Genomic DNA, 18,535 nt, shown 5'->3' with positions numbered 1-18,535 from the left:
CGTGGCGCACTCATTGGCGGCTGCTCGGGCAGATGGCGCACTCGCCCTCTTCAGTCTCCGTACTGGTTGGGAGGGGCGGGGACCGGCCTGGCCTGGATGACGTTGATGAACGGGATGACGCCGCCGTTGACGGGGTCTTTGGTCCGCTTGCCGGTGTAGGTGCCGGTGACTTCGAACCACGAGTCGGGCTGCAGGATGGGCGGAATCCGCCCGGACAGGCCGATCTTGACGGGTTGAGCGTCGGCGGCGCAGCAGTTGAGGACCATGCGGGTGAGGTACGGCGCGCCGCCGCGGTCGAGGGCGATGAAGCCGGTGACCTTGATCCGGCGGTTGCCGAGGGAGCGTCCGTGGTCGTAGGCGGCGCGGCCGGCGTAGTCGACGACGTCGAGCGGGAGGGGGTCGTCGGCGGGGAGGACGGGGAAGCCCGGGGGTTCTTGCAGGGCCGTGCCGGTGTGCATGGCGCTGTAGGAGCCCAGTGCGGGTGGGGCGACCAGGATGAGGGCGAACAGGGGCAGGAGGAGGAGCCAGGAGATCCGTGGTTCGCGGTGGGCATGGCCGCGCCGGTCGTCTGGCTCACGCTCGGGCTGGTCCTCCTGGGCCGCGCGTGGCCGTCGCAGTTCGTACCAGACGGTGGCCACGGCGGTGACGATCAGGACGATGCCGGCCACGAGCAGCAACGGGCGCAGCCCGGCCTTGACGTAGCGCAGATAGAGGTCGGTGAGGCCCGCACGCAGCACCGCGCCGCCGACGAGGAACAGCACGGCTGCTTGCGCCTGCCGGTTCACAGCAGCACCGCCCCGACCAGGGCCGACACCAGGACGGCCAGGGTGAAGGTGGCGGGGGCGAACCGCAGCGCGAATCCGCGGCCGAACGTGGCGGCCTGCATGGCGAACAGTTTCAGGTCGATCATCGGCCCGACGACGAGGAATGCCAGCCGGGCGGTGAGCGAGAACTGGGACAGGGACGCGGCCACGAACGCGTCGGCCTCGGAGCAGATCGACAACACCACCGCAAGCGCCGCCAGGGCGAGGATCGACACCAGAGGGTTGTTGGCCGCGGTGTGCAGCCAGCCGGCCGGTACCACGGTCTTGAGCGTGGCCGCGGCCATCGCGCCGACGACGAGGAATCCGCCTGCGTGCATCACGTCGTGCCGTATGGATCCCCAGAATGCCGCCCCCTTGCCGAGGCCCTCGAGCGACGGATGGGTCGGTGGGCGCAGCCAGTCGGCGCGGCCCAGCCGTTGCCACAACCAGCCCATCGCGCACGCCACGAGCAGACTCGCCACGAACCGGGCGAGGACCATGCGCGGGTTGCCGGGAAACGCGACGGCGGTGGCGGTCAGCACGATCGGGTTGATCGCCGGGGCGGACAGCAGGAACGTCAACGCCGCAGCGGGGGTGACGCCCCTGCGTACCAGCGCCCCGGCCACCGGCACGGAGGCGCACTCGCAGCCGGGCAGGACCGCCCCGGCCATCCCGGCCACCGGCACCGCCAGGGCAGGCCGCCTCGGCAGCGCGCGGGCGAAAAACGATGGTGGGACGAACACCGCGATGATCGCCGACAGCAGCACGCCGAGCACGAGAAAGGGCAGGGCCTGGACGACCACCGCGACGAACACGGTCATCCAGCTCTGCATCACCGGCGCGGCCAGTGCCCGGCGGATCGGCCCCTGCAGCACAACCACCGGAAGCAGCAGCATCGTCAGCACGAGGGATGAGTTGAACTGCCAACCCTGCGCGTCGTCCGCCTCGCGGTCGTCAACCCGCGCCGGGGCTGCTTTGGTGGTCACGGGTGAGGTACCTCCGGTACGGAAAGGCTTCGTGGGTCGGTTCCCCTCCACCTTCAGTACGCCGGCTCCGGCACAACTGCTCACTCTTCCGGTGCGCGTTTGGTGCGTCGACGACGACAGGCCGGCGGGATGCTCGGCCAGGGCTGTGTGCACCCCCTGGGAGGGACGCAACAGACCCTCGGCCGCACCCTCTATGCCACCCTCGCCGACGGCACCGAGTCTTCTCTCGAGTCCATGACAGCCGATCTTTCCGTACTCCTCACGGCCTGGCGGGTCATCCCTGGAACTAAGGGCTGTCCCGTAATCCCCGGCGGGCGCACGACGACAGCTACGGCACCTCGCTGCGTTGTCGGATCGCCCGAATACGCCCAGTATGAGGACGACCCTCCGCCTTGCGATGCACCGCATCTGACGCCGCGCGCTGATCCACCGGGGATTACGGGACAGCCCTTAGCACAGATACCCGCCTACGGCAGCGGCCGGGGAAAGGACGCGGCGATGGGTGTGCGGACGTCCGGGACATACAGCGGCTCGGTGTCCGCACCGGCGCGTCGCGCCGCCTCCAGCACCGCGGCGATGTCGCCCTTGGCCAGAGTGTCCGCCGGGCAGCTCCTGCATTCTCCGTCCGGCGCATGTCCGGACTCGGTTCCCACGACAGCGCGGACATGGCCGAGCGCGTCTAGAGGCCGGTCGACGCGCACGGCGTACCAGGTGCCCGTCTGCTCGTCGCTGGGTAGCCCGGCCGCGATGACGGGGTAGGACGGCAGGTCGACCTGCCCATCGAGCGTCCGCACCAGCACGACCTGGTCGAGGTAGTCGCACTGGTCGGGAGAGGGATCTTCGCAGTCCAGCCAAGCGAGGGCCTCATCCCGCGTGCCCGGGCCCCACATGTACTGCGCGGGGAATGCGGTCGTCGCCCTTCGGCTGTCGAACTCCATGAGGTTGGGGTCGCCGTGGACGGCACGGACGAGGATGTAGGTGAGCTCGGTGTCGTCGCGGGTGTCGGCAAGCTGGTCGGCGAGTCCCATGACGGTCATGGCCCGTTCAGCGGACCAGCCGATGGCAATGACGGGCCTGTCGACGGGCGCCGGGTACAGGCGTCCTCCGGGGGTGGGCTGTCCCCACAGGTGGTTGATGATCTCCGCGAGGTCGGACAGGCTCCGGGCGGCGTCCACCGGGGTGGTGAGGTGGTAGGTGCCGTGCGCGACCATGTTGCGTAGTGCCTGGCGGGCGGGGTCGCGGCTGCGGTTGCGCTGGCCTGGTACCAGCCCTTCCTTGCGGGCCCACGTCAGCAGTCCGGCGAGCATGCCGTTGAACCGCGTCCAGTCGTGCGAGCCGCCCATGCGGATCTCCGGGTTGCGGATCTTCCGCAGCAGCTGGAAGAACTCCGGGTAGCTCGAGGCCGGGATCCGGTGGATGCGCCCTCGGAAGTCCCGGACCTCGACTTCCTGATCCTTGTGATGGGCGGCGAAGCGGTCGCGCAGCGCCTGCTCCAGCGCCAGCCGGGTGCTGTCCTCGACGAGGGTGAACAGCTCGTAGCAGAGCACGCCGTGGATGAACGCGGTCCGCAGTTGCTCAAACCTCTGCCGGGTCGTCTCGGCGACACCCTCGGTGAGACGGAGTGCTGCCACCACCCGCGGGGAACCGACGAAATGCGCTGGCCAGCGGCGATGGCCCTGCCACAGTGGACCGCTTCCCGCGAACGACTAGATCATTTCCCACCTGCAAGGTCAGGCCGGTCGCCACGTGGGTCGGTCTGACGACCGAGGATGGGTGGCAACGGCTCGGACCAGTCGTCCGGCGAAGCCGATGGCTCCCATGCGTCCGTTCCGAGCGTGGCCAAGAGTCGCTCAGCGATTCCATGCGGCACGCAGAGGGCTGTGATGCCTGTGTACCAATCTGCGGTCACCTGGTACGTGGCGATCACTGCTCCCTCCCACTGAGACAACGTGAACGCGAGCCGGTCGGAGCCATGAGAGCTCCTCACGCCATCCGCGGCAACAAGTCGGGAGTCGCGTAGCGCCTCCCACACGAGGTACGGCACGACACCCCCAATCCGGGCAATTCGGGGTTTTCGCCCGCAGAAATATAGGCGATCATCGGTGAGTGACGCTTTGGCGCTCCCGGCCGTACGCAAGCGGGCGAGAGGCGAATACGAATCGGGCACGCCCTCCCGCCGGCAGGTGGACCGCGAGAGGCGTCAGACGCCGTGCAGCCCCACCCGACTCGCAGCGCCCTGAAGAGCTCCGCATGGCCAGGTATTGGTTTCCACGGGCCAGAGAGCACCCGAGGCAGATTAAATCAAGATCCCTCTATATAGATGGATTGCTATATTCATCACGCGGCAGGGGTCCGTACACCTCGCATTCACATAGACGAGCTTCGATTCAGGTGTCCGAAGCGACGCGCGCAGCACACCTCATCCATCCGGCCGGTGCCCCCGGCATTCACGAGGATCGAGAGTTACGTGAACATCCCCCTTTCGCTGCGCCGGGCCACGGCTCCGGCGGCTCTGACGGCAGCTGTCATCCTCGCTGCGAGCGCGTGCGGCGGTGCCGACGCGGGCTCCCAGGGTGGCGGCGGCGGTGACAAGCTCGCCGGCACGATCAAGGTGGACGGCTCCAGCACAGTGGCTCCCCTGTCCACGGCGGCGGCTCAGCTCTTCCAGCAGCAGAATCCGGGCGTGAAGGTCACGGTGGGCACGTCCGGTACCGGCGGCGGTTTCGAGAAGTTCTGCGCCGGCGAGACGGACATCTCCGATGCCTCGCGGCCGATCAAGGACGAGGAGAAAGCGGCCTGCGAGAAGAAGGGCATCAAGTACGAGGAGTTCCAAGTCGCCAACGACGGTCTGTCCGTGGTGGTGAGCAAGGACAACGACTTCGCCGAGTGCCTGACTGTCGACCAGCTGAAGAAGATCTGGGAGCCCGGCTCCAAGGTCAACAACTGGAAGCAGATCGACCCCAAGTTCCCGGACGTCAAGCTGGAGCTGTTCGGCGCGGGCACCGACTCGGGCACGTTCGACTACTTCACCCAGGCCATCAACGGTGAAGAGGGCAAGTCCCGCACCGACTACTCGCCCAGTGAGGACGACAACGTCACCGTCCAGGGCGTCTCCGGCTCCAAGGGCGGCATGGGTTACTTCGGTCTGTCGTACTACGAGGAGAACAAGGACAAGGTGAAGGTCCTGAAGATCGACGGCGGCAACGGCTGCGTCGAGCCCACCCAGGCCACCGTCCAGGACGGCACCTACAAGCCGCTGTCCCGCCCGCTGTTCATCTACCCGAACGCCACCGCGCTCGACAGGAAGGAAGTCGAGGCGTTCGTCGAGTACTACGTCGCCAACAACGCCGACATCGCCAAGAAGTCCCAATTCGTGCCGCTGAACGCGCAGCAGGAGGCCGAGCTGAAGAAGGACCTCGAGACGCTGCGGGAGCAGCACAAGTCATGACCTCCCCGGGCATCGGGCGGCGGGCCGCTTCGGGAAGCCCCGGCTTCCTGAAGCGGTCCCAGCCGCGCTATGGCGAAAGGGTCATCAGGGTTCTTCTGGTGGCCGCTTCCTTGGTTTCGGTACTGACGACGATCGGCATCGTCGTTGCCTTGATCCCGCCCGCGGCTGAGTTCTTCGGCAAGGTGAACTTCGGCGACTTCATCACCGGCACCGACTGGGCGCCGCTGTTCAAACCGCCGCACTTCGGCGTCCTCCCCCTGGTGACCGCCACGCTGATGGTCACCCTCATCGCCCTCCTCGTGGCCGTCCCGCTCGGGCTCGGCGCCGCGATCTACCTGAGCGAGTACGCGAGCCGCCGGGTACGCGGCGTCTTCAAGCCGGTACTCGAGGTCCTCGCCGGCATCCCGACGGTGGTCTACGGCTTCTTCGCGCTCAAGGCGATCACGCCGCTGCTGCAGGACTTCTGGCCGGCGGGTGACCCCCCGCAGGTCTTCAACGCGCTTTCGGCGGGATTCGTCATGGGCATCATGATCATCCCCACGATCGCCTCGCTCGCTGAGGACTCCATGAACGCCGTGCCCCGCTCCCTGCGCGACGGTGCGTTCGCGCTCGGCTCCTCACGCATGCAGGTCTCCACCAGGGTGGTGTTCCCGGCCGCGCTGTCCGGCATCGTCGCGGCGGTCGTGCTCGGCATCTCCCGGGCGATCGGCGAGACGATGATCGTCGCCATCGCGGCCGGTGGACGTCCGAATCTGTCCTTCAACCCGCTCGAAGGCATGCAGACGATGACCGCGTTCATCGCAGCGGCCGGCATCGGTGACCTGCCCACCGGCTCCACCGGCTACCAGACGATCTTCGCCGTGGGCCTGCTCCTGTTCGCCATGACGCTCGTGATGAACCTGATCAGCATCCGCCTGGTGCGCAAGTACCGCGAGGTGTACGAATGAGCTCCCACACCGCCACCACGACGGACCTGCCTGACGTCCCGCGCCTCAAGGGACGCGGTATGCCGCTGCGGGAGAGGTTCTTCCAGCTCAGCCTCTGGGCCTCGCTGGCCATCGGTGTCGTCTTCCTCGTCGGCCTGCTCACCTACGTCGTCGTCGAGGGCTGGCCCCGGCTGAATTCGAAGCTGTGGACCAACTTCCCCGACATCATCGACCCCTCGAACGCCGGCGCCCAGTCGGCGATCATGGGCACGATCTGGGTCATCACCTTCACCGCGATCTACTGCCTGCCCACCGGCGTTCTCACCGCGATCTACTTGGAGGAGTACGCCGATCCGCACCGGTGGTGGAACCGGGCCATCGAGATCAACATCCAGAACCTCGCGGCGGTCCCCTCGATCGTCTACGGCATCCTCGGCCTGGGTGTGATCGCGCGCGGCCTCGGTTTCGGCCAGACCGTGCTGACCGCGTCCCTGACGCTGTCGCTGCTCGTCCTGCCCATCGTGATCATCTCCTCCAGGGAGGCGATCCGTGCTGTGCCGCAGTCCATCCGGCAGGCATCCCTCGCCCTCGGCGCCACCCAGTGGCAGACCATCTGGCGTCAGGTCCTGCCCGCCGCCGTGCCCGGCATGGCGACCGGCTCTATCCTCGCGCTGTCCCGAGCCATCGGCGAGGCCGCACCGCTCCTCCTGCTCGGCGGACTGACGTTCATCACGTTCAACCCGACCGGAGTGCAGAGCCAGTTCACTGTCCTGCCGATCCAGATCTTCAACTGGATCAGCCAGTCCCGCGCCGAGTTCACCGCACTGGCATCCGCAGCGATCGTCATCCTGCTGGTGATCCTGCTGGCCATGAACTCGCTCGCGATCTGGCTGCGCAACCACTTCGCCCGCCGGTGGTGAGCGCCGTGTCCCCGATACCCGACCGCACCGAACCGACTGCCCACTCCGAGCAGGAGAGCCCCATGCCCCCTCCCTCCGATCTCTCCGGCGGCACCCGGCCCCCGCATGTCGCCCACCGCGAGGTGCCGCCGCCGCTGGCGAGTCCGGTCTTCGAAGTCGGCAGCCTGTCCGTTTTCTACGGCGACCACGAGGCCGTACGCGACGTCAACATGAACATTGGGCACCGTCAGATCACCGCGCTGATCGGTCCCTCGGGCTGCGGGAAGTCCACCGTCCTGCGCTGCTTCAACCGGATGAACGATCTCGTTCCGGGTGCCCGAGTGGTCGGCAAGGTCCGTTACCACAACGAGGACCTCTACGGACGCGAGGTCGATCCCATCGAGGTCCGCCGACGCATCGGCATGGTCTTCCAGAAGCCCAATCCGTTTCCGAAGTCCATCTACGACAACATCGCCTACGGCCCCCGTGTCGGCGGCTTCAAGGGCAACCTCGACGACCTCGTCGAAGAGACCCTGACCCACGCCGCTCTGTGGGACGAGGTCAAGGACAAGCTCAAGACCTCCGCCCTGGCTCTCTCCGGAGGCCAGCAGCAGCGCCTGTGCATCGCGCGCACCATCGCGGTCAAGCCCGAGGTGATCCTGATGGACGAGCCCTGCTCGGCGCTCGACCCGATCGCCACCGCCAAGATCGAGGACCTCATGGAGCACTTGGCTCAGGAGTTCACGATCATCGTCGTCACGCACAACATGCAGCAGGCCGCCCGGGTCTCCGAGCGCACCGCCTTCTTCTCGGCCGATGTCGACGCCAAGGGGGTACGGCATGGGCGTCTCGTCGAGTACGACGAGACGGGCACGCTCTTCAGCAATCCCTCCGACCAGCGGACCGAGGACTACATCTCCGGCCGGTTCGGCTGAGACCACGTCCGATGTCCGCCCCTTTGCGCATCACGTGAAGGAGTACAACGGGTGACCCAAGAGGCACATCAGCGGCCGGTGACTGCGCAACAGCGCAGCGGCGGAGGCCCAGAAGCCAGCCGGCCGCCGGACCTGTTGCTGGCCGAGCCGGACGCGGCACTCGCCAAACGCGTCACGGCCCGCTTCGCTGCCGCAGGCGTGAGCACGATCGTCTGCCACGACGGAGCCGAGGCACTGCTGCAGGTGGGAGCACACCACCCCGGCGCGGTGCTCCTCGCTGCGCCCCTGCCAGTGGTCGGCGCAGCCCAGGTCACCGAACTGATCGCGAAGCTCCACCCGGTCCCCGTCATCGTCGGCGTGGGCGCCGACGGTGCCACGGAGGCCACCGCCGCGGTGGAGGCCGGGGCCGTGGCCTTCGTCGCCCGTCCCTATCGCGCGGATGAGATCCTGCCCCTGCTCACAGCGAGCCGCGCCGAGGGGGACGGACCGGCCGAGACGCTGACCGTCGGTGACATCGAGCTTGATCCCGCAGGCTTACATGTCTACGTACGCGGACGCTCGCTGCAGTTGCCGGTACGTGAATTCATGCTGCTGCGGTACCTGATGCAGCACGCCAACCGTGTGGTCAGCCGCAGCGAACTCACCCACGCTCTCTGGGGCACCGAGCACTTGGAGAGCAACACGCTCACCGTGCACGTGCGCAGGTTGCGCAACAAGCTCCGCGAGGGGCCCAGCAGCTGCTGCACCATCGACGCCATCCGCGGCATGGGATACCGCCTCGAGTGCAACCCTGGTCCCGGCCGGCAACGGCCGTCCGACTCCGTATCCTCCCCCTGAGACCGGGCCAACCCACTGCTCGGAGCAGCCCTGCAGAAACTTCCGATGTGCAGGCCACGGCAGACGGCGCGGCTGGAGCCCGCGGCAGTCAGGTCAGGAGGCAGGTCATGCAATGGCCGGACGGGCCTCGGTCAGCTCGTCCACCAGAGCACCGATCCGGGCCTCCAAAGCATCGCGCACCTGTCGTGCGCTCTCCAGGTCCAGGCCCGACAGGTCGGGCAGATCCCAGTTCAGGTAGCGGCGGCCGGGCAATACCGGGCAGGCATCCCCGCAGCCGAGAGTGATGACCACATCGGCAGCGGCAACGACCTCGCTGGTGATGGGCTTGGGAAACTCCTCGCCCGTGCTGAGCCCCTGCTCACTCAGCAGTGCGCGAACGACCGGAGAGATGTCCGCACCAGGTTCGGATCCCGCGCTGTGCACCGACACCGCGACGCCCTCGCGCCGCCGCAGCAGAGCTGCCGCCAGTTGGGATCGCCCGGCGTTCTCCGTGCACACGAAGAGGACTTCCGGCACAGGCTTCGATGTCAGGCCCGATGCTTTGGCGAGCGCGCCCAAGCGCTGGTCGGCGAAGCGTTCGATCAGTACCGGCAGGTGCTTGCCGATGCGGGCCCGGCATGCCAGCAGCAGCGCGCAGTCGTCCACGTAGCTCTCCACGGTCTGCTGGGAGAACGTACGGCCGTATCGAGCACACAGACGCCGAGAGATGCGGTCAATCACCGCGTGGGCATCACGCAGGGCAGGCATGGCCGGACCGAGCGGACCCAGATCATCCATGGCTCGCTCCTTCCAGGATCCGCACCAGACCCTGCCTCGAACTATAGGCAGTGATCTATGTCATGCCCAGGCGGGCAGGGAAGGTGAACCCTTGGTGAACAACGGATCGAATGCGCCTTCGATCCCCGGGCGGTCACTGGTGCCGCGCCTATGGTGAATAGATGGCTATCACTACGTACGGCGGGGCCGAGACCGCGGTGGAGAAGGCGGAGACCTGCGGTCCGGGTCTGTCCTGCCTGCTCATCGACCGCGCGGAGGCCGAGCGGCTTGCCGTCATGCTGAAGGCCATCGCGGACCCGACCCGGCTGCAGCTGCTGCGGCTCATCGAGCGCGCCCCCGGCGGCGAGGCATGCGTCTGCGACCTGACCGAGTGCCTCGGCCTGCGCCAGCCGACCGTCAGCCATCACCTGAAGCTCATGACAGAGGCCGGCCTGCTGGACCGGGAGCGCCGCGGCACATGGGTCTGGTACTCCGTGAACGCGGAGGGACTGCGCCGGGTGCGCGACATCCTCGACCCCTCGACGGCCTGACGTTCTTTCATCAGGCGTTCATCCGCTGGCGACCGGCGCTCGCCACGCCTGCTCGCCGGCTCATGGCGGGGATGCGCTGACGCACTCCCGCCAAGAACGGCACGTCAGCCGATGACGCCGTTGAGTTCCCGCTCAATGGCCGCCTTCGGTTTGGCGCCGACGATCGTCTGGGTCACCTCACCGCCGACGTAGAGGTTCATCGTCGGGACGGACAACACGCCGTACTTTGCGACAGTGTCGGGATTCTCGTCGATGTTGAGCTTGACGACCTCGATCTTGTCGCCGTGCTCCTCAGCGATCTTCTCCAGTGACGGCACCAGCTGACGGCAGGGACCGCACCACGGCGCCCAGAAATCGACCAGGACAGGCTTGTCGCTCTTGAGGACGTCCGCCTCGAACGAATCGTCCGTCACGCTCTTGAGGGCCACGTGCGGCCTCCTTCCTTCTCCTGCAGGTGTTGTCGGTCAGGCGGTGACCGAAGTCAGCTCCGGCTCCCCGGCCGCGGCGTGCCCGAGTGCGGCGAGGTACCGCTCCGCGTCCAAGGCCGCGGCGCAGCCGGAGCCGGCTGCGGTGATTGCCTGGCGGTAGGTGTGGTCGACAACGTCACCGGCAGCGAAGACTCCGGGGATGTTCGTCCGGGTCGACGGCGAGGCGACCTTCAGGTAGCCCTCTGCGTCCAGGTCCAGCTGCCCCTTGAACAGTTCGATGCGCGGGTTGTGGCCGATCGCGATGAACAGTCCCGTGGCCGCGAGCTCCCGGGTCTCGCCGCTGGATGTGTCGCGCAGGGTCACCCCGGAGAGGGTTCCGTTCTCCTCGTGGATGGCGGCGACCTCACTGTTGAAGGCGAAGGAGATCTTGTCGTCGGCAAAGGCGCGGTTCTGCATGACCTGCGAGGCGCGCAGGGTGCCACGGCGGTGGACGACGGTGACGGAGCGGGCGAAGCGGGTGAGGAAGGTGGCCTCTTCCATGGCGGTGTCTCCACCGCCGACCACGACGATGTCGCGGTCGCGGAAGAAGAAGCCGTCACAGGTGGCGCACCAGGACACCCCTCGGCCGGAGAGAGCGTCCTCGTTCGACAGGCCGAGCTTGCGGTAGCCGGAGCCGGTGGCGACGACCACTGCCTTGGCCCGGTGGACGGTGCCTTCGGTGTCGGTGACTTCCTTGACGTCGCCCGTCAGGTCGACGGAGACGACGTCGTCCTCGATGATCTCGGCGCCGAAGCGTTCGGCCTGGGCCCGCATGTTCTCCATGAGGACGGGGCCGTCGACGCCTTCGGGGAATCCGGGGAAGTTCTCGACCTCGGTGGTCGTGGTGAGGGAGCCGCCGACGAAGATCGCGCCGCCGAAGACCAGGGGCTTGAGCTGTGCCCGGGCGGTGTACAGAGCGGCGGTGTATCCGGCGGGTCCGGAACCTATGACGATGACGTTCCGTATCTCCGCTCCGGAGTTCACGCGGTCTTCTCCGGGGCGAGCTCCTCGATCAGTCCCTCGACGAGCTTCTTGATCTCGTCGCGAATCGGCCGTACGGCGTCGACACCCTGGCCCGCCGGGTCCTCCAGCTGCCAGTCCAGGTACCGCTTGCCGGGGAAGACCGGGCAGGTGTCGCCGCAGCCCATGGTGATGCAGACGTCCGACTCCTTGACCGCGTCCACGGTCAGGATCTTGGGGGTCTCAGCGGAGATGTCGATGCCGACCTCGCGCATGGCCTCGACCGCAGCCGGGTTGACCTGGTCGGCAGGAGCGGAGCCCGCAGAGCGCACCTCAATGCGGTCACCGGCCAGGTGGGTCAGCCATCCGGCAGCCATCTGGGAGCGGCCGGCGTTGTGGACGCAGACGAACAGAACGGAGGGCTTCTCGGCCATGGAGGTCTCTCTCTAGTCTCGCGAACCGTGTCGTGCCACGTCACGCGGGGAACATCAGGCACGAATGACATCAGCACCTGGTGGCGTCAGCGGCCACTGATGTGAAAGTATCACTCCATGATGACGTCAGTCGACACTGACCTGATTCGGGTTCTGGCCGACCCGCTCAGGCTCCAGATCGTGACCCTCCTCGCCAAGGAGACGCTCTGCACCACGCACCTGGTCGAAGAGACCGGCGCGCGGCAGACCAACCTCTCCAACCACCTGAAGGTGCTGCGCGAAGCGGGCGTGGTCGAGACCGAGCCATGCGGGCGGTTCACGTACTACCGGCTGAAGCCCGAAGTCATCGACTCACTCGCAGGCCAGTTCGCCGATCTCGCGAAGACCGCGCGCGCCACCGCCGAAGCGAACCTCAAGCGGTCCTGCCCCTGATCACCGCGCACCGCGCGACTGCACGCATCGAGGAGTTCTGTTGAGCGCCACCGAGGCCGCTTCTCCCCAGACGACTGTCGAGACCACAGCGGATTCGCCCATAGCTGGCACGGAGGTGCAGTCGGCGCCGGGCGCCACTCCGCCCCGCACCCCGCTCGTGGCCCGGGCTGCCGCCGAACTGGTCGGTACTGCGGCCCTCGTCGCGGTCGTGGTCGGCTCCGGCATCCAGGCCACCGAACTCACGCAAGATGTCGGCCTCCAGCTCCTGGCCAACTCGATCGCCACGGTCTTCGGCCTCGGGGTGCTGATCGCCCTGCTCGGTCCCGTTTCCGGAGCGCACTTCAACCCCGCTGTCACCCTCGCCGAGTGGTGGACCTCCCGCCGTAGCGGTGCCGGAGTCACCGCCCGCGAGACGGCGGTGTACGTCCCGGCTCAGATCGTCGGTGCGATCGCCGGTGCCGTGCTGGCCGATGCGATGTTCGGCGAGCCCTTGGTGAAGTGGTCCACGCACGACCGCTCCGCCGGGAACCTGCTGCTCGGTGAGGTGGTTGCCACCGCCGGTCTCATCCTGCTGATCTTCGGCCTGGCCCGCACCGACCGGCTCCGGTTCGCTCCCGTGGCCGTTGCCTCCTACATCGGCGCCGCGTACTGGTTCACCTCGTCCACGTCCTTCGCCAACCCGGCCGTCACCATCGGCCGCGCGTTCACCGACACCTTCGCGGGGATCGCCCCTGCCTCGGTCCCCGGGTTCATCGGCGCCCAACTGGCCGGAGCCGTCGTGGGCCTGGCCCTGGTGGCGCTCATCTTCATTCCCGGCCGAGCCAACGAGGCGCAGCCCGCCGCATGACCCAGCAGACGCAGGTGGTGGTGATCGGCGGCGGCCAGGCCGGGCTCGCCGCCGGTTACCACTTGCGCCGCCTGGGCGTGGACTTCGTCATTCTCGACGCGGATGTCACGCCGGGCGGCGCCTGGCAACACATGTGGGACTCCCTGCGCCTGTTCTCGCCGGCCGCCTATTCGTCACTGCCGGGACGGCTCATGCCGCCCCAGGAGGCTCGGACCTACCCGGACGCGCAGCACGTCGTCGCGTACCTCGCCGATTACGAGAAGCGGTACGAGCTCCCCGTACGGCACGGCGTACGCGTGGAGGCAGTCCACCGCGACGGCAGGCTTCTGCACATCGAGGCCGACACCGAAGAATGGCGCGCCCGCGCTGTCATCAGCGCGACCGGCACCTGGTCCCGCCCCTTCCTGCCCGCTGTCCCCGGTCGCTCTGCCTTCGGAGGAACCCAGCTCCACACGGTCGAGTACCGCAGTCCGCAGGATTTCGCCGGGCAGCGCGTGATCGTGGTCGGCGGCGGCAACTCGGGCGCTCAGATCGCCGCGGATCTCGCCCCGCACACCGAACTGACCTGGGCTACGCAACGCCCGCCACGCTTCCTGCCCGACGACATCGACGGCCGTGCCCTCTTCGATGTGGCCACCGCCCGCCGCCGCGCCCTGGACGCCGGCCGTGCCGACACCGGCGGGGTCGCCTCCCTCGGCGACATCGTGGCCGTGGAGACGGTGCGTGCGACGCGTGAGGCAGGACTTCTCGGGGCGTCACAGATGTTCACCCGGCTCACCCGGCACGGCGTCGAATGGGCGGACGGAGCCTGCGAGGACGTGGACGCCGTCGTCTGGTGCACCGGCTTCCGGCCTGCGCTGTCGCACCTCGCCCCGCTCGGTCTGCGTGGGGTACGCGGCCACATCCCCACCGGCGGCACACGGGCCATAGCTGAACCCCGCCTGCATCTGCTCGGCTACGGCGACTGGACCGGTCCCGCCTCGGCGACCCTGATCGGTGTCGGCCGCCCCGCACGCGAAGCCGCCCGGGAGATCGCCGAACTTCTGCGGGACTGACGGAGCCCGGCCCGTCACGGCGCCAAAGTTGAAGACGCCGTCAGGAAAGCGTGCCCACGACCTGTCGCACCCGAGCAGCGACGTTCTCGGGCAGCGGCGCGTAGTGAATGCCGGGGAGGATCTTCTGCCCTTCCTCGCTGGCCGTGTAGGTGAGGAAGGACTTCAGCGCGGGAAGTGTCTCGCGCTGGTTCCCCTTGTCACAGACGATCTCGTAGGTGACCAGGACGATCGGATAGGCGCCTTCGGCGTTCGTGGCATAGTCGAGCTTCAGAGACAGGTCCTTGCCCTTGCCGACCACTTCGGCGCTGGCGATACCAGCCGAAGCGGTGTCCGGGCTGGCCTCGACTGGTCTCGAGGCTCCAGTGTCGATCTTGACGGTAGGGATCTTCATGTTCTCGGCGAAGGAGAGCTCGAAGTAGCCGATCGCCCCCTCGGTGGCACGCACATTGCCCGCTACCGCGCTGGAGCCGGACTCGGAATGGCCGCCCTTGCCTTGCCACGCCTTCTCCTTCGGATATGGCCAGTCCTCAGGGGCAGCGCCGGAAAGATAGGCGTTGAGGTTCTGAGTGGTACCGGAGTCATCGGACCGGTGAACCGCCTGAATCGTCCGGTCGGGCAGCTTGACCCCCGGGTTGAGCTTGCGGATCGCCGGATCGTCCCAGTTGGTGATCTCGGAATCGAAGATCCTCGCGAGCGTCTGAGCGTCGAGCACGAGATTGTCGACGCCCATGAGGTTGTAGCCGAGGGCTACGGGGCCACCGACCATCGGCAGGTCGATCGCCCGGCCCCCAGGGCAGGCAGTCTTCGACTGCTCGACGTCCGCAGGCTTCAGCGCACCGTCGGTACCGCCGAAAACCGTGGCCTGCCGCATGAACTGGGCCACGCCGGCGCCGGAACCGACGGGGTTGTAGGCGATCTGCACCGACGGGCACGCCCGCTGGTATTCCTTGATCCAGTGCTCCACCGCATTGCTCTGTGCCGTCGATCCGGAACCAGCCACCTGCCCCTCTTTGGCACAGTCGATCCGGGCCGGGGGCGGGGCCGGCAGCGCACGGTCATCGCTTCCGCTGGAATCGCCGAGCTGATTGACGACGATGAGCACGGCGCCTGTCATGGCACACGCGGCCGCGGCGACAGCGGCTGCGACTGGCAGGAAACGTCTGCGGCCTTTGCCTCGATGCTGCACCTTGCACTCCCCAGTCCTCGGTGGCGCGCGACCCAGTGCCGGGCACCGGTCCGAGAGGCACGCCGACGCCTCGTCAGGTGCATAGATGGTCACCGATATTTGAGCGGGGAGGGCGAAGCCGGAGCGAACAGTGAGTGTCGCATCGCTGGCCTCGCAGTGGCGCGGCGCTGTTCGGATTCACGGGGGACCCTTTGACCGAGGCCGTGATGCGTCGGCGGTTGGCACCCAGCTCGTCAGGGGGCATCACCACGGCCACGCAGTGTCGAGCGGAAGCAGCAAGCCATGGCAAGCGAGCCGATGAACTGGCAGGCCGTGTACGACGGCTACGAGCGTGCCCGACAGACCTTCCACAGCCTGCTCGGGGCAGCATCAGACGCCGACCTGGGCAGGGCCACTCAGGGCACCCGGTGGACGAACAAGCAGCTGCTGGGGCACATGCTCTTCGGCTACATGCTGGTACGTGTACTGCTCGTTCTGGTGCGCGTCGTCGCGCGGTTTCCCCGCGGCATCGGCAGGGCGTTTGCCCGGTCACTTGACGCGGCGACCGTGCCGTTCCACTTCGTCAACCACCTCGGGCCGGTGGCGGCGGCGAAGGTCTGCGGGCCTCGCTGGATGACGGCGACATTCGACCGCGTGGTGGCCTCTCTCCACCGCCGGCTCGCATCGGAGTCCGAGGCCGGCCTGGCGCGCGGCATGCACTACCCGCCGAGTTGGCAGTACCTGGCCGACGTGGGCCTCTGTCAGCGGCGTGATGTTCACGACTGGGCCATGATCGCGCGCACGGCGGCCGGGAAGCACTCCAGGCACGCGCTGTTGACCTGGTACCGGGTCGAGGTGCCGATCCGCTCGGCCAGTACGAAGCGGACGTCGGCCAGGACCTTCAGGTGGTGGGAGACCGTTGACTGGCCGATCGGCACGTGCTCGACGATCTCTCCGACGGCCATCGCGCGGCGTTCGGTGGCGAGCAGGTTCAGCAGGCGCACGCGCATGGGGTCGGCCAGGGCTTTGAACCACCCGGCATAAAGCGAGGCGTCTTCGAGGGTGAGCGGCTCCGAGGCACGCTTGCTCTGTGGCGCATTCATCGATAATCGACGATAGTCGATGAATAGCCTCACTGGAAGGCAAGGGTGAGGGCGGGTGTCGCAATGTGCCGTAACCGCGCGAAGGGCGCCGTCCTTGTCGGGCGGCGCGCCCCGGGCGCTCGGTTCAGGTCGTGGCTGCAGAGGTGAGGAGTTGGCCCATCGCGGCAAGCACGGAGGGCTCGACGCGGTAGTACACCCAGGTGCCCCGACGCTCGGAGGTCAGCAGGCCGGCCTCTTTGAGCTTTTTCAGGTGGTGGGAGACCGTGGGCTGGGAGACGCCGACGTCGGAGATGTCGCACACGCATGCCTCGCCACCCTCGTGGGAGGCGACAGCGGAGAACAGGCGCAGTCGTACCGGGTCGCCGAGAGCCTTGAACATCTTCGCGGCCTTCTCGGCTTCCTCGGCGTTCATGGGGCGCTCGGTCAGCGGCGGGCAGCAAGGCGCCACGGACTCGGCGGGCTCCAGCAGCGGCAGCACCTTAACGTTCGACATGCGTCTATGTTGACATGCGTCGAACCAATGGGGCCAGGGCCGCTTCACGTCTCAACGGCGGGCCGGCTCGGCGGCAAGGCGGCGGGCGGCTCGGGCTGCGTCGCGGCCGACGCCGCGCAGCGAGTTGGAAGACAGGGCGCGCTGCCACTCCAGCCCCACGAACGCCAGGCCAGGGTAGGTGAGGGAGGCGCCGTCGCGGTGCCGGGGTCGTCCCGCGCCGTCCAGGGCGCCCAGGCCGACGAGATAGGGGAGGTCGGGGCGGTATCCGGTGGCGAGCACGATCGTGTCCACCACCTCCGCGGTCCCGTCCGGCCACGTCACCTTGGAGCCGTCCAGGGCGGTGAACATCGCCCGCCGGTCGGGGCGGCCGTCGGCGAGGGCGGAGCGGTAGCGGCCGTCGTCGATGACCGGCTGGGTGGGCGGCGTGCGCAGGAAGCGGCCGAGCGGGGCGGTGTCTATGCCGGTGCGCTTCAGCCAGTAGTGCAGGTCTCTGCCGAGGATGCGTTGGCGGGCGAACTTCACTGGCTGGCGGGTGGCGAGCGTGACGTGCGCGACGGTGGCCAGCTCGGCAGCGATCTGCACGGCGGAATTGCCCGCCCCCACCACCACGATCCGCTGCCCGGCGAACTCAGCGGGACTGCGGTAGTCGGCAGCATGCAGCACGGTGCCGGTGAAGAGCTCCGGGCCCGGAAGGATGGGCCGGTAGGGGCGGCCGAAAGTACCGGACGCCGCGACGACAGCCCGCGCCGCCACCTTGCCCCCGCCGTCCAGGCCGACCACGAACCCGCCGCCCGCGGCAGTCACGTCGGCGACGCGCGTACCGGTACGGACGTCGGCATCGAGTCGGGCGGCGTAGGAGCCCAGGTAGGAGGCGACCTCGTCCCGATGGGGGTAGCGGTCTGGATCCCCACCGCCGAACGGCATCCCGGGAAGGGAGCCGTACCGGGCGGGAGAGAACAGGGTGAGGCTGTCGTAGTAGCGGGTCCACGAACCGGCCGTCCGGTCGGATGCCTCCGGCACCACCGGCGTCAGGCCGTGCCGGTTCAGTGCGTATGCGGTGGCCAGGCCGGACTGGCCGCCCCCGATCACCACGACGTCAGCGTGCTCCATGAAGAAACTCCTAGCTTCGACGAATATCTATGTTGACACTCATCGAATCAGGTGCCACGCTGATCACGCAAGCATCGACAAACTTCGAAACAACCTGGGAGTCGACATGAACAAGCCCGCCATCACCGCCGCCGAGTCCAGCGACACCCGCGCCGATGCCCCCGCATCCTGCTGCGGACCGGCCCCCTCGCAGGCCTCTACGGCAGCACCGCCAGCATCCCCCTGCTGTGGCACCAGCGAGGCCGCGGAAGAGGCCGGGTCCTGCTGCGACCCGGCGGCCAAGCGAGAAGCCGTCGCCACCAGCACCGGCTGCTGCTGACACCGCCCC

21 protein-coding genes and 1 pseudogene are annotated in these 18,535 nt (G+C 68.0%); 11 read left to right on the top strand and 11 right to left on the bottom strand.

The genetic code is table 11. The annotated features are described in order from the left end of the window. Positions 1-50: 50 nt before the first annotated feature. From ACWGI8_RS01340 to ACWGI8_RS01330, 3 genes are all read right to left on the bottom strand, one after another. Positions 51-785: a TIGR03943 family putative permease subunit gene (locus tag ACWGI8_RS01340; RefSeq protein WP_453657511.1), complete on the bottom strand. Its 735-nt coding sequence runs from the start codon at positions 783-785 to the stop codon at positions 51-53. Next, positions 782-1,789: a permease gene (locus tag ACWGI8_RS01335; protein WP_453657509.1), complete on the bottom strand. Its 1,008-nt coding sequence runs from the start codon at positions 1,787-1,789 to the stop codon at positions 782-784. Before ACWGI8_RS01335 ends, ACWGI8_RS01340 begins: the two co-directional genes overlap by 4 nt. A gap of 467 nt (positions 1,790-2,256) precedes the next feature. After that, positions 2,257-3,420, bottom strand: coding sequence for a hypothetical protein (locus ACWGI8_RS01330; RefSeq protein WP_453657507.1), 1,164 nt, complete (start codon positions 3,418-3,420; stop codon positions 2,257-2,259). Positions 3,421-4,256: 836 nt separating this feature from the next. On the opposite strand from ACWGI8_RS01330, the gene ACWGI8_RS01325 reads away from it, so the two are divergent. The 5 genes from ACWGI8_RS01325 (at position 4,257) to ACWGI8_RS01305 (ending at position 8,834) form a co-directional block, all read left to right on the top strand. Beyond that, a complete protein-coding gene (locus tag ACWGI8_RS01325) occupies positions 4,257-5,237 on the top strand; it encodes a PstS family phosphate ABC transporter substrate-binding protein (protein WP_453657505.1) in 981 nt (326 codons plus the stop codon). Further along, positions 5,234-6,184 (top strand): phosphate ABC transporter permease subunit PstC, encoded by a 951-nt coding sequence (pstC, locus tag ACWGI8_RS01320; RefSeq protein ID WP_453657503.1) that lies wholly within the window; start codon positions 5,234-5,236, stop codon positions 6,182-6,184. The genes ACWGI8_RS01325 and pstC overlap by 4 nt, the downstream gene beginning before the upstream one ends. Next, entirely contained in the window at positions 6,181-7,083 is a 903-nt protein-coding gene (gene pstA, locus ACWGI8_RS01315) for a phosphate ABC transporter permease PstA (protein ID WP_453657501.1), read from the top strand. The genes pstC and pstA overlap by 4 nt, the downstream gene beginning before the upstream one ends. 62 nt (positions 7,084-7,145) lie before the next feature. Next, positions 7,146-7,997, top strand: a complete 852-nt coding sequence (pstB, locus tag ACWGI8_RS01310; RefSeq protein WP_453657499.1) for a phosphate ABC transporter ATP-binding protein PstB — start codon at positions 7,146-7,148, stop codon at positions 7,995-7,997. 51 nt (positions 7,998-8,048) lie between these two features. Next, positions 8,049-8,834 (top strand): response regulator transcription factor, encoded by a 786-nt coding sequence (locus tag ACWGI8_RS01305; protein WP_453657497.1) that lies wholly within the window; start codon positions 8,049-8,051, stop codon positions 8,832-8,834. A 105-nt stretch (positions 8,835-8,939) separates the two neighbouring features. On the opposite strand, the gene ACWGI8_RS01300 is transcribed toward ACWGI8_RS01305, so the two are convergent. Then, entirely contained in the window at positions 8,940-9,611 is a 672-nt protein-coding gene (locus ACWGI8_RS01300; RefSeq protein WP_453657495.1) for an arsenate-mycothiol transferase ArsC, read from the bottom strand. A 161-nt stretch (positions 9,612-9,772) separates the two neighbouring features. Here ACWGI8_RS01300 and ACWGI8_RS01295 point away from each other — a divergent pair, with 161 nt between their 5' ends. Next, on the top strand, positions 9,773-10,141 hold the full coding sequence (locus ACWGI8_RS01295) for an ArsR/SmtB family transcription factor (protein WP_453657493.1): 369 nt from the start codon (positions 9,773-9,775) through the stop codon (positions 10,139-10,141). 104 nt (positions 10,142-10,245) lie between these two features. On the opposite strand, the gene trxA is transcribed toward ACWGI8_RS01295, so the two are convergent. The 3 genes from trxA to ACWGI8_RS01280 are packed head-to-tail and all read right to left on the bottom strand — an operon-like array spanning position 10,246 to position 12,002. After that, entirely contained in the window at positions 10,246-10,569 is a 324-nt protein-coding gene (trxA, locus tag ACWGI8_RS01290; RefSeq protein WP_453657491.1) for a thioredoxin, read from the bottom strand. Positions 10,570-10,605: 36 nt separating this feature from the next. Continuing rightward, positions 10,606-11,592 carry a thioredoxin-disulfide reductase gene (gene trxB, locus ACWGI8_RS01285; protein WP_453657489.1) on the bottom strand — a complete coding sequence of 329 codons (987 nt, stop codon included), beginning with the start codon at positions 11,590-11,592 and terminating at the stop codon, positions 10,606-10,608. Then, positions 11,589-12,002, bottom strand: a complete 414-nt coding sequence (locus tag ACWGI8_RS01280) for an arsenate reductase ArsC (RefSeq protein ID WP_453657487.1) — start codon at positions 12,000-12,002, stop codon at positions 11,589-11,591. The genes trxB and ACWGI8_RS01280 overlap by 4 nt, the downstream gene beginning before the upstream one ends. 117 nt (positions 12,003-12,119) lie before the next feature. Between ACWGI8_RS01280 and ACWGI8_RS01275 the strand changes: the two genes are divergently transcribed. The 3 genes from ACWGI8_RS01275 to ACWGI8_RS01265 are packed head-to-tail and all read left to right on the top strand — an operon-like array spanning position 12,120 to position 14,336. Next, positions 12,120-12,434, top strand: coding sequence for an ArsR/SmtB family transcription factor (locus ACWGI8_RS01275; protein WP_453657485.1), 315 nt, complete (start codon positions 12,120-12,122; stop codon positions 12,432-12,434). A 40-nt stretch (positions 12,435-12,474) separates the two neighbouring features. Then, positions 12,475-13,281 carry an aquaporin gene (locus ACWGI8_RS01270; protein ID WP_453657483.1) on the top strand — a complete coding sequence of 269 codons (807 nt, stop codon included), beginning with the start codon at positions 12,475-12,477 and terminating at the stop codon, positions 13,279-13,281. Next, positions 13,278-14,336: an ArsO family NAD(P)H-dependent flavin-containing monooxygenase gene (locus ACWGI8_RS01265; RefSeq protein ID WP_453657481.1), complete on the top strand. Its 1,059-nt coding sequence runs from the start codon at positions 13,278-13,280 to the stop codon at positions 14,334-14,336. The genes ACWGI8_RS01270 and ACWGI8_RS01265 overlap by 4 nt, the downstream gene beginning before the upstream one ends. A gap of 40 nt (positions 14,337-14,376) precedes the next feature. On the opposite strand, the gene pstS is transcribed toward ACWGI8_RS01265, so the two are convergent. Beyond that, complete coding sequence (gene pstS / locus ACWGI8_RS01260; protein ID WP_453657479.1) at positions 14,377-15,450, bottom strand: phosphate ABC transporter substrate-binding protein PstS; 1,074 nt, start codon at positions 15,448-15,450, stop codon at positions 14,377-14,379. Positions 15,451-15,804: 354 nt separating this feature from the next. Here pstS and ACWGI8_RS01255 point away from each other — a divergent pair. Then, positions 15,805-16,230: pseudogene (locus tag ACWGI8_RS01255) on the top strand (DinB family protein); the annotation flags it as partial. A gap of 47 nt (positions 16,231-16,277) precedes the next feature. Here the strand turns inward: ACWGI8_RS01255 and ACWGI8_RS01250 are convergent. The 3 genes from ACWGI8_RS01250 to ACWGI8_RS01240 form a co-directional block, all read right to left on the bottom strand. Beyond that, positions 16,278-16,604 (bottom strand): ArsR/SmtB family transcription factor, encoded by a 327-nt coding sequence (locus tag ACWGI8_RS01250; protein ID WP_453657477.1) that lies wholly within the window; start codon positions 16,602-16,604, stop codon positions 16,278-16,280. A 124-nt stretch (positions 16,605-16,728) separates the two neighbouring features. Further along, entirely contained in the window at positions 16,729-17,097 is a 369-nt protein-coding gene (locus ACWGI8_RS01245; RefSeq protein WP_453657475.1) for an ArsR/SmtB family transcription factor, read from the bottom strand. A 51-nt stretch (positions 17,098-17,148) separates the two neighbouring features. Then, entirely contained in the window at positions 17,149-18,207 is a 1,059-nt protein-coding gene (locus tag ACWGI8_RS01240) for a flavin-containing monooxygenase (RefSeq protein WP_453657473.1), read from the bottom strand. 106 nt (positions 18,208-18,313) lie between these two features. On the opposite strand from ACWGI8_RS01240, the gene ACWGI8_RS01235 reads away from it, so the two are divergent. Continuing rightward, positions 18,314-18,526, top strand: coding sequence for a hypothetical protein (locus ACWGI8_RS01235; RefSeq protein ID WP_453657471.1), 213 nt, complete (start codon positions 18,314-18,316; stop codon positions 18,524-18,526). The last annotated feature ends 9 nt before the right edge of the window (positions 18,527-18,535 follow it).

Source organism: Streptomyces sp. NPDC054841 (genome assembly GCF_053611045.1).
The sequence above is the reverse complement of the archived record's forward strand: the minus strand, read 5'-3'. Positions and strand labels throughout refer to the sequence as shown.

Excerpts from the sequence above, each read along its gene's own strand:
- pstA (WP_453657501.1), top strand. The coding sequence starts at position 6,181 with ATGAGCTCCCACACCGCCACCACGACGGACCTGCCTGACGTCCCGCGC.
- ACWGI8_RS01265 (WP_453657481.1), top strand. The coding sequence starts at position 13,278 with ATGACCCAGCAGACGCAGGTGGTGGTGATCGGCGGCGGCCAGGCCGGG.
- pstS (WP_453657479.1), bottom strand. The coding sequence starts at position 15,450 with ATGACAGGCGCCGTGCTCATCGTCGTCAATCAGCTCGGCGATTCCAGC.
- ACWGI8_RS01295 (WP_453657493.1), top strand. The coding sequence starts at position 9,773 with ATGGCTATCACTACGTACGGCGGGGCCGAGACCGCGGTGGAGAAGGCG.
- pstB (WP_453657499.1), top strand. The coding sequence starts at position 7,146 with ATGCCCCCTCCCTCCGATCTCTCCGGCGGCACCCGGCCCCCGCATGTC.
- ACWGI8_RS01240 (WP_453657473.1), bottom strand. The coding sequence starts at position 18,207 with ATGGAGCACGCTGACGTCGTGGTGATCGGGGGCGGCCAGTCCGGCCTG.
- ACWGI8_RS01245 (WP_453657475.1), bottom strand. The coding sequence starts at position 17,097 with ATGTCGAACGTTAAGGTGCTGCCGCTGCTGGAGCCCGCCGAGTCCGTG.
- ACWGI8_RS01300 (WP_453657495.1), bottom strand. The coding sequence starts at position 9,611 with ATGGATGATCTGGGTCCGCTCGGTCCGGCCATGCCTGCCCTGCGTGAT.
- ACWGI8_RS01235 (WP_453657471.1), top strand. The coding sequence starts at position 18,314 with ATGAACAAGCCCGCCATCACCGCCGCCGAGTCCAGCGACACCCGCGCC.
- pstC (WP_453657503.1), top strand. The coding sequence starts at position 5,234 with ATGACCTCCCCGGGCATCGGGCGGCGGGCCGCTTCGGGAAGCCCCGGC.
- ACWGI8_RS01250 (WP_453657477.1), bottom strand. The coding sequence starts at position 16,604 with ATGAATGCGCCACAGAGCAAGCGTGCCTCGGAGCCGCTCACCCTCGAA.
- ACWGI8_RS01280 (WP_453657487.1), bottom strand. The coding sequence starts at position 12,002 with ATGGCCGAGAAGCCCTCCGTTCTGTTCGTCTGCGTCCACAACGCCGGC.
- ACWGI8_RS01275 (WP_453657485.1), top strand. The coding sequence starts at position 12,120 with ATGATGACGTCAGTCGACACTGACCTGATTCGGGTTCTGGCCGACCCG.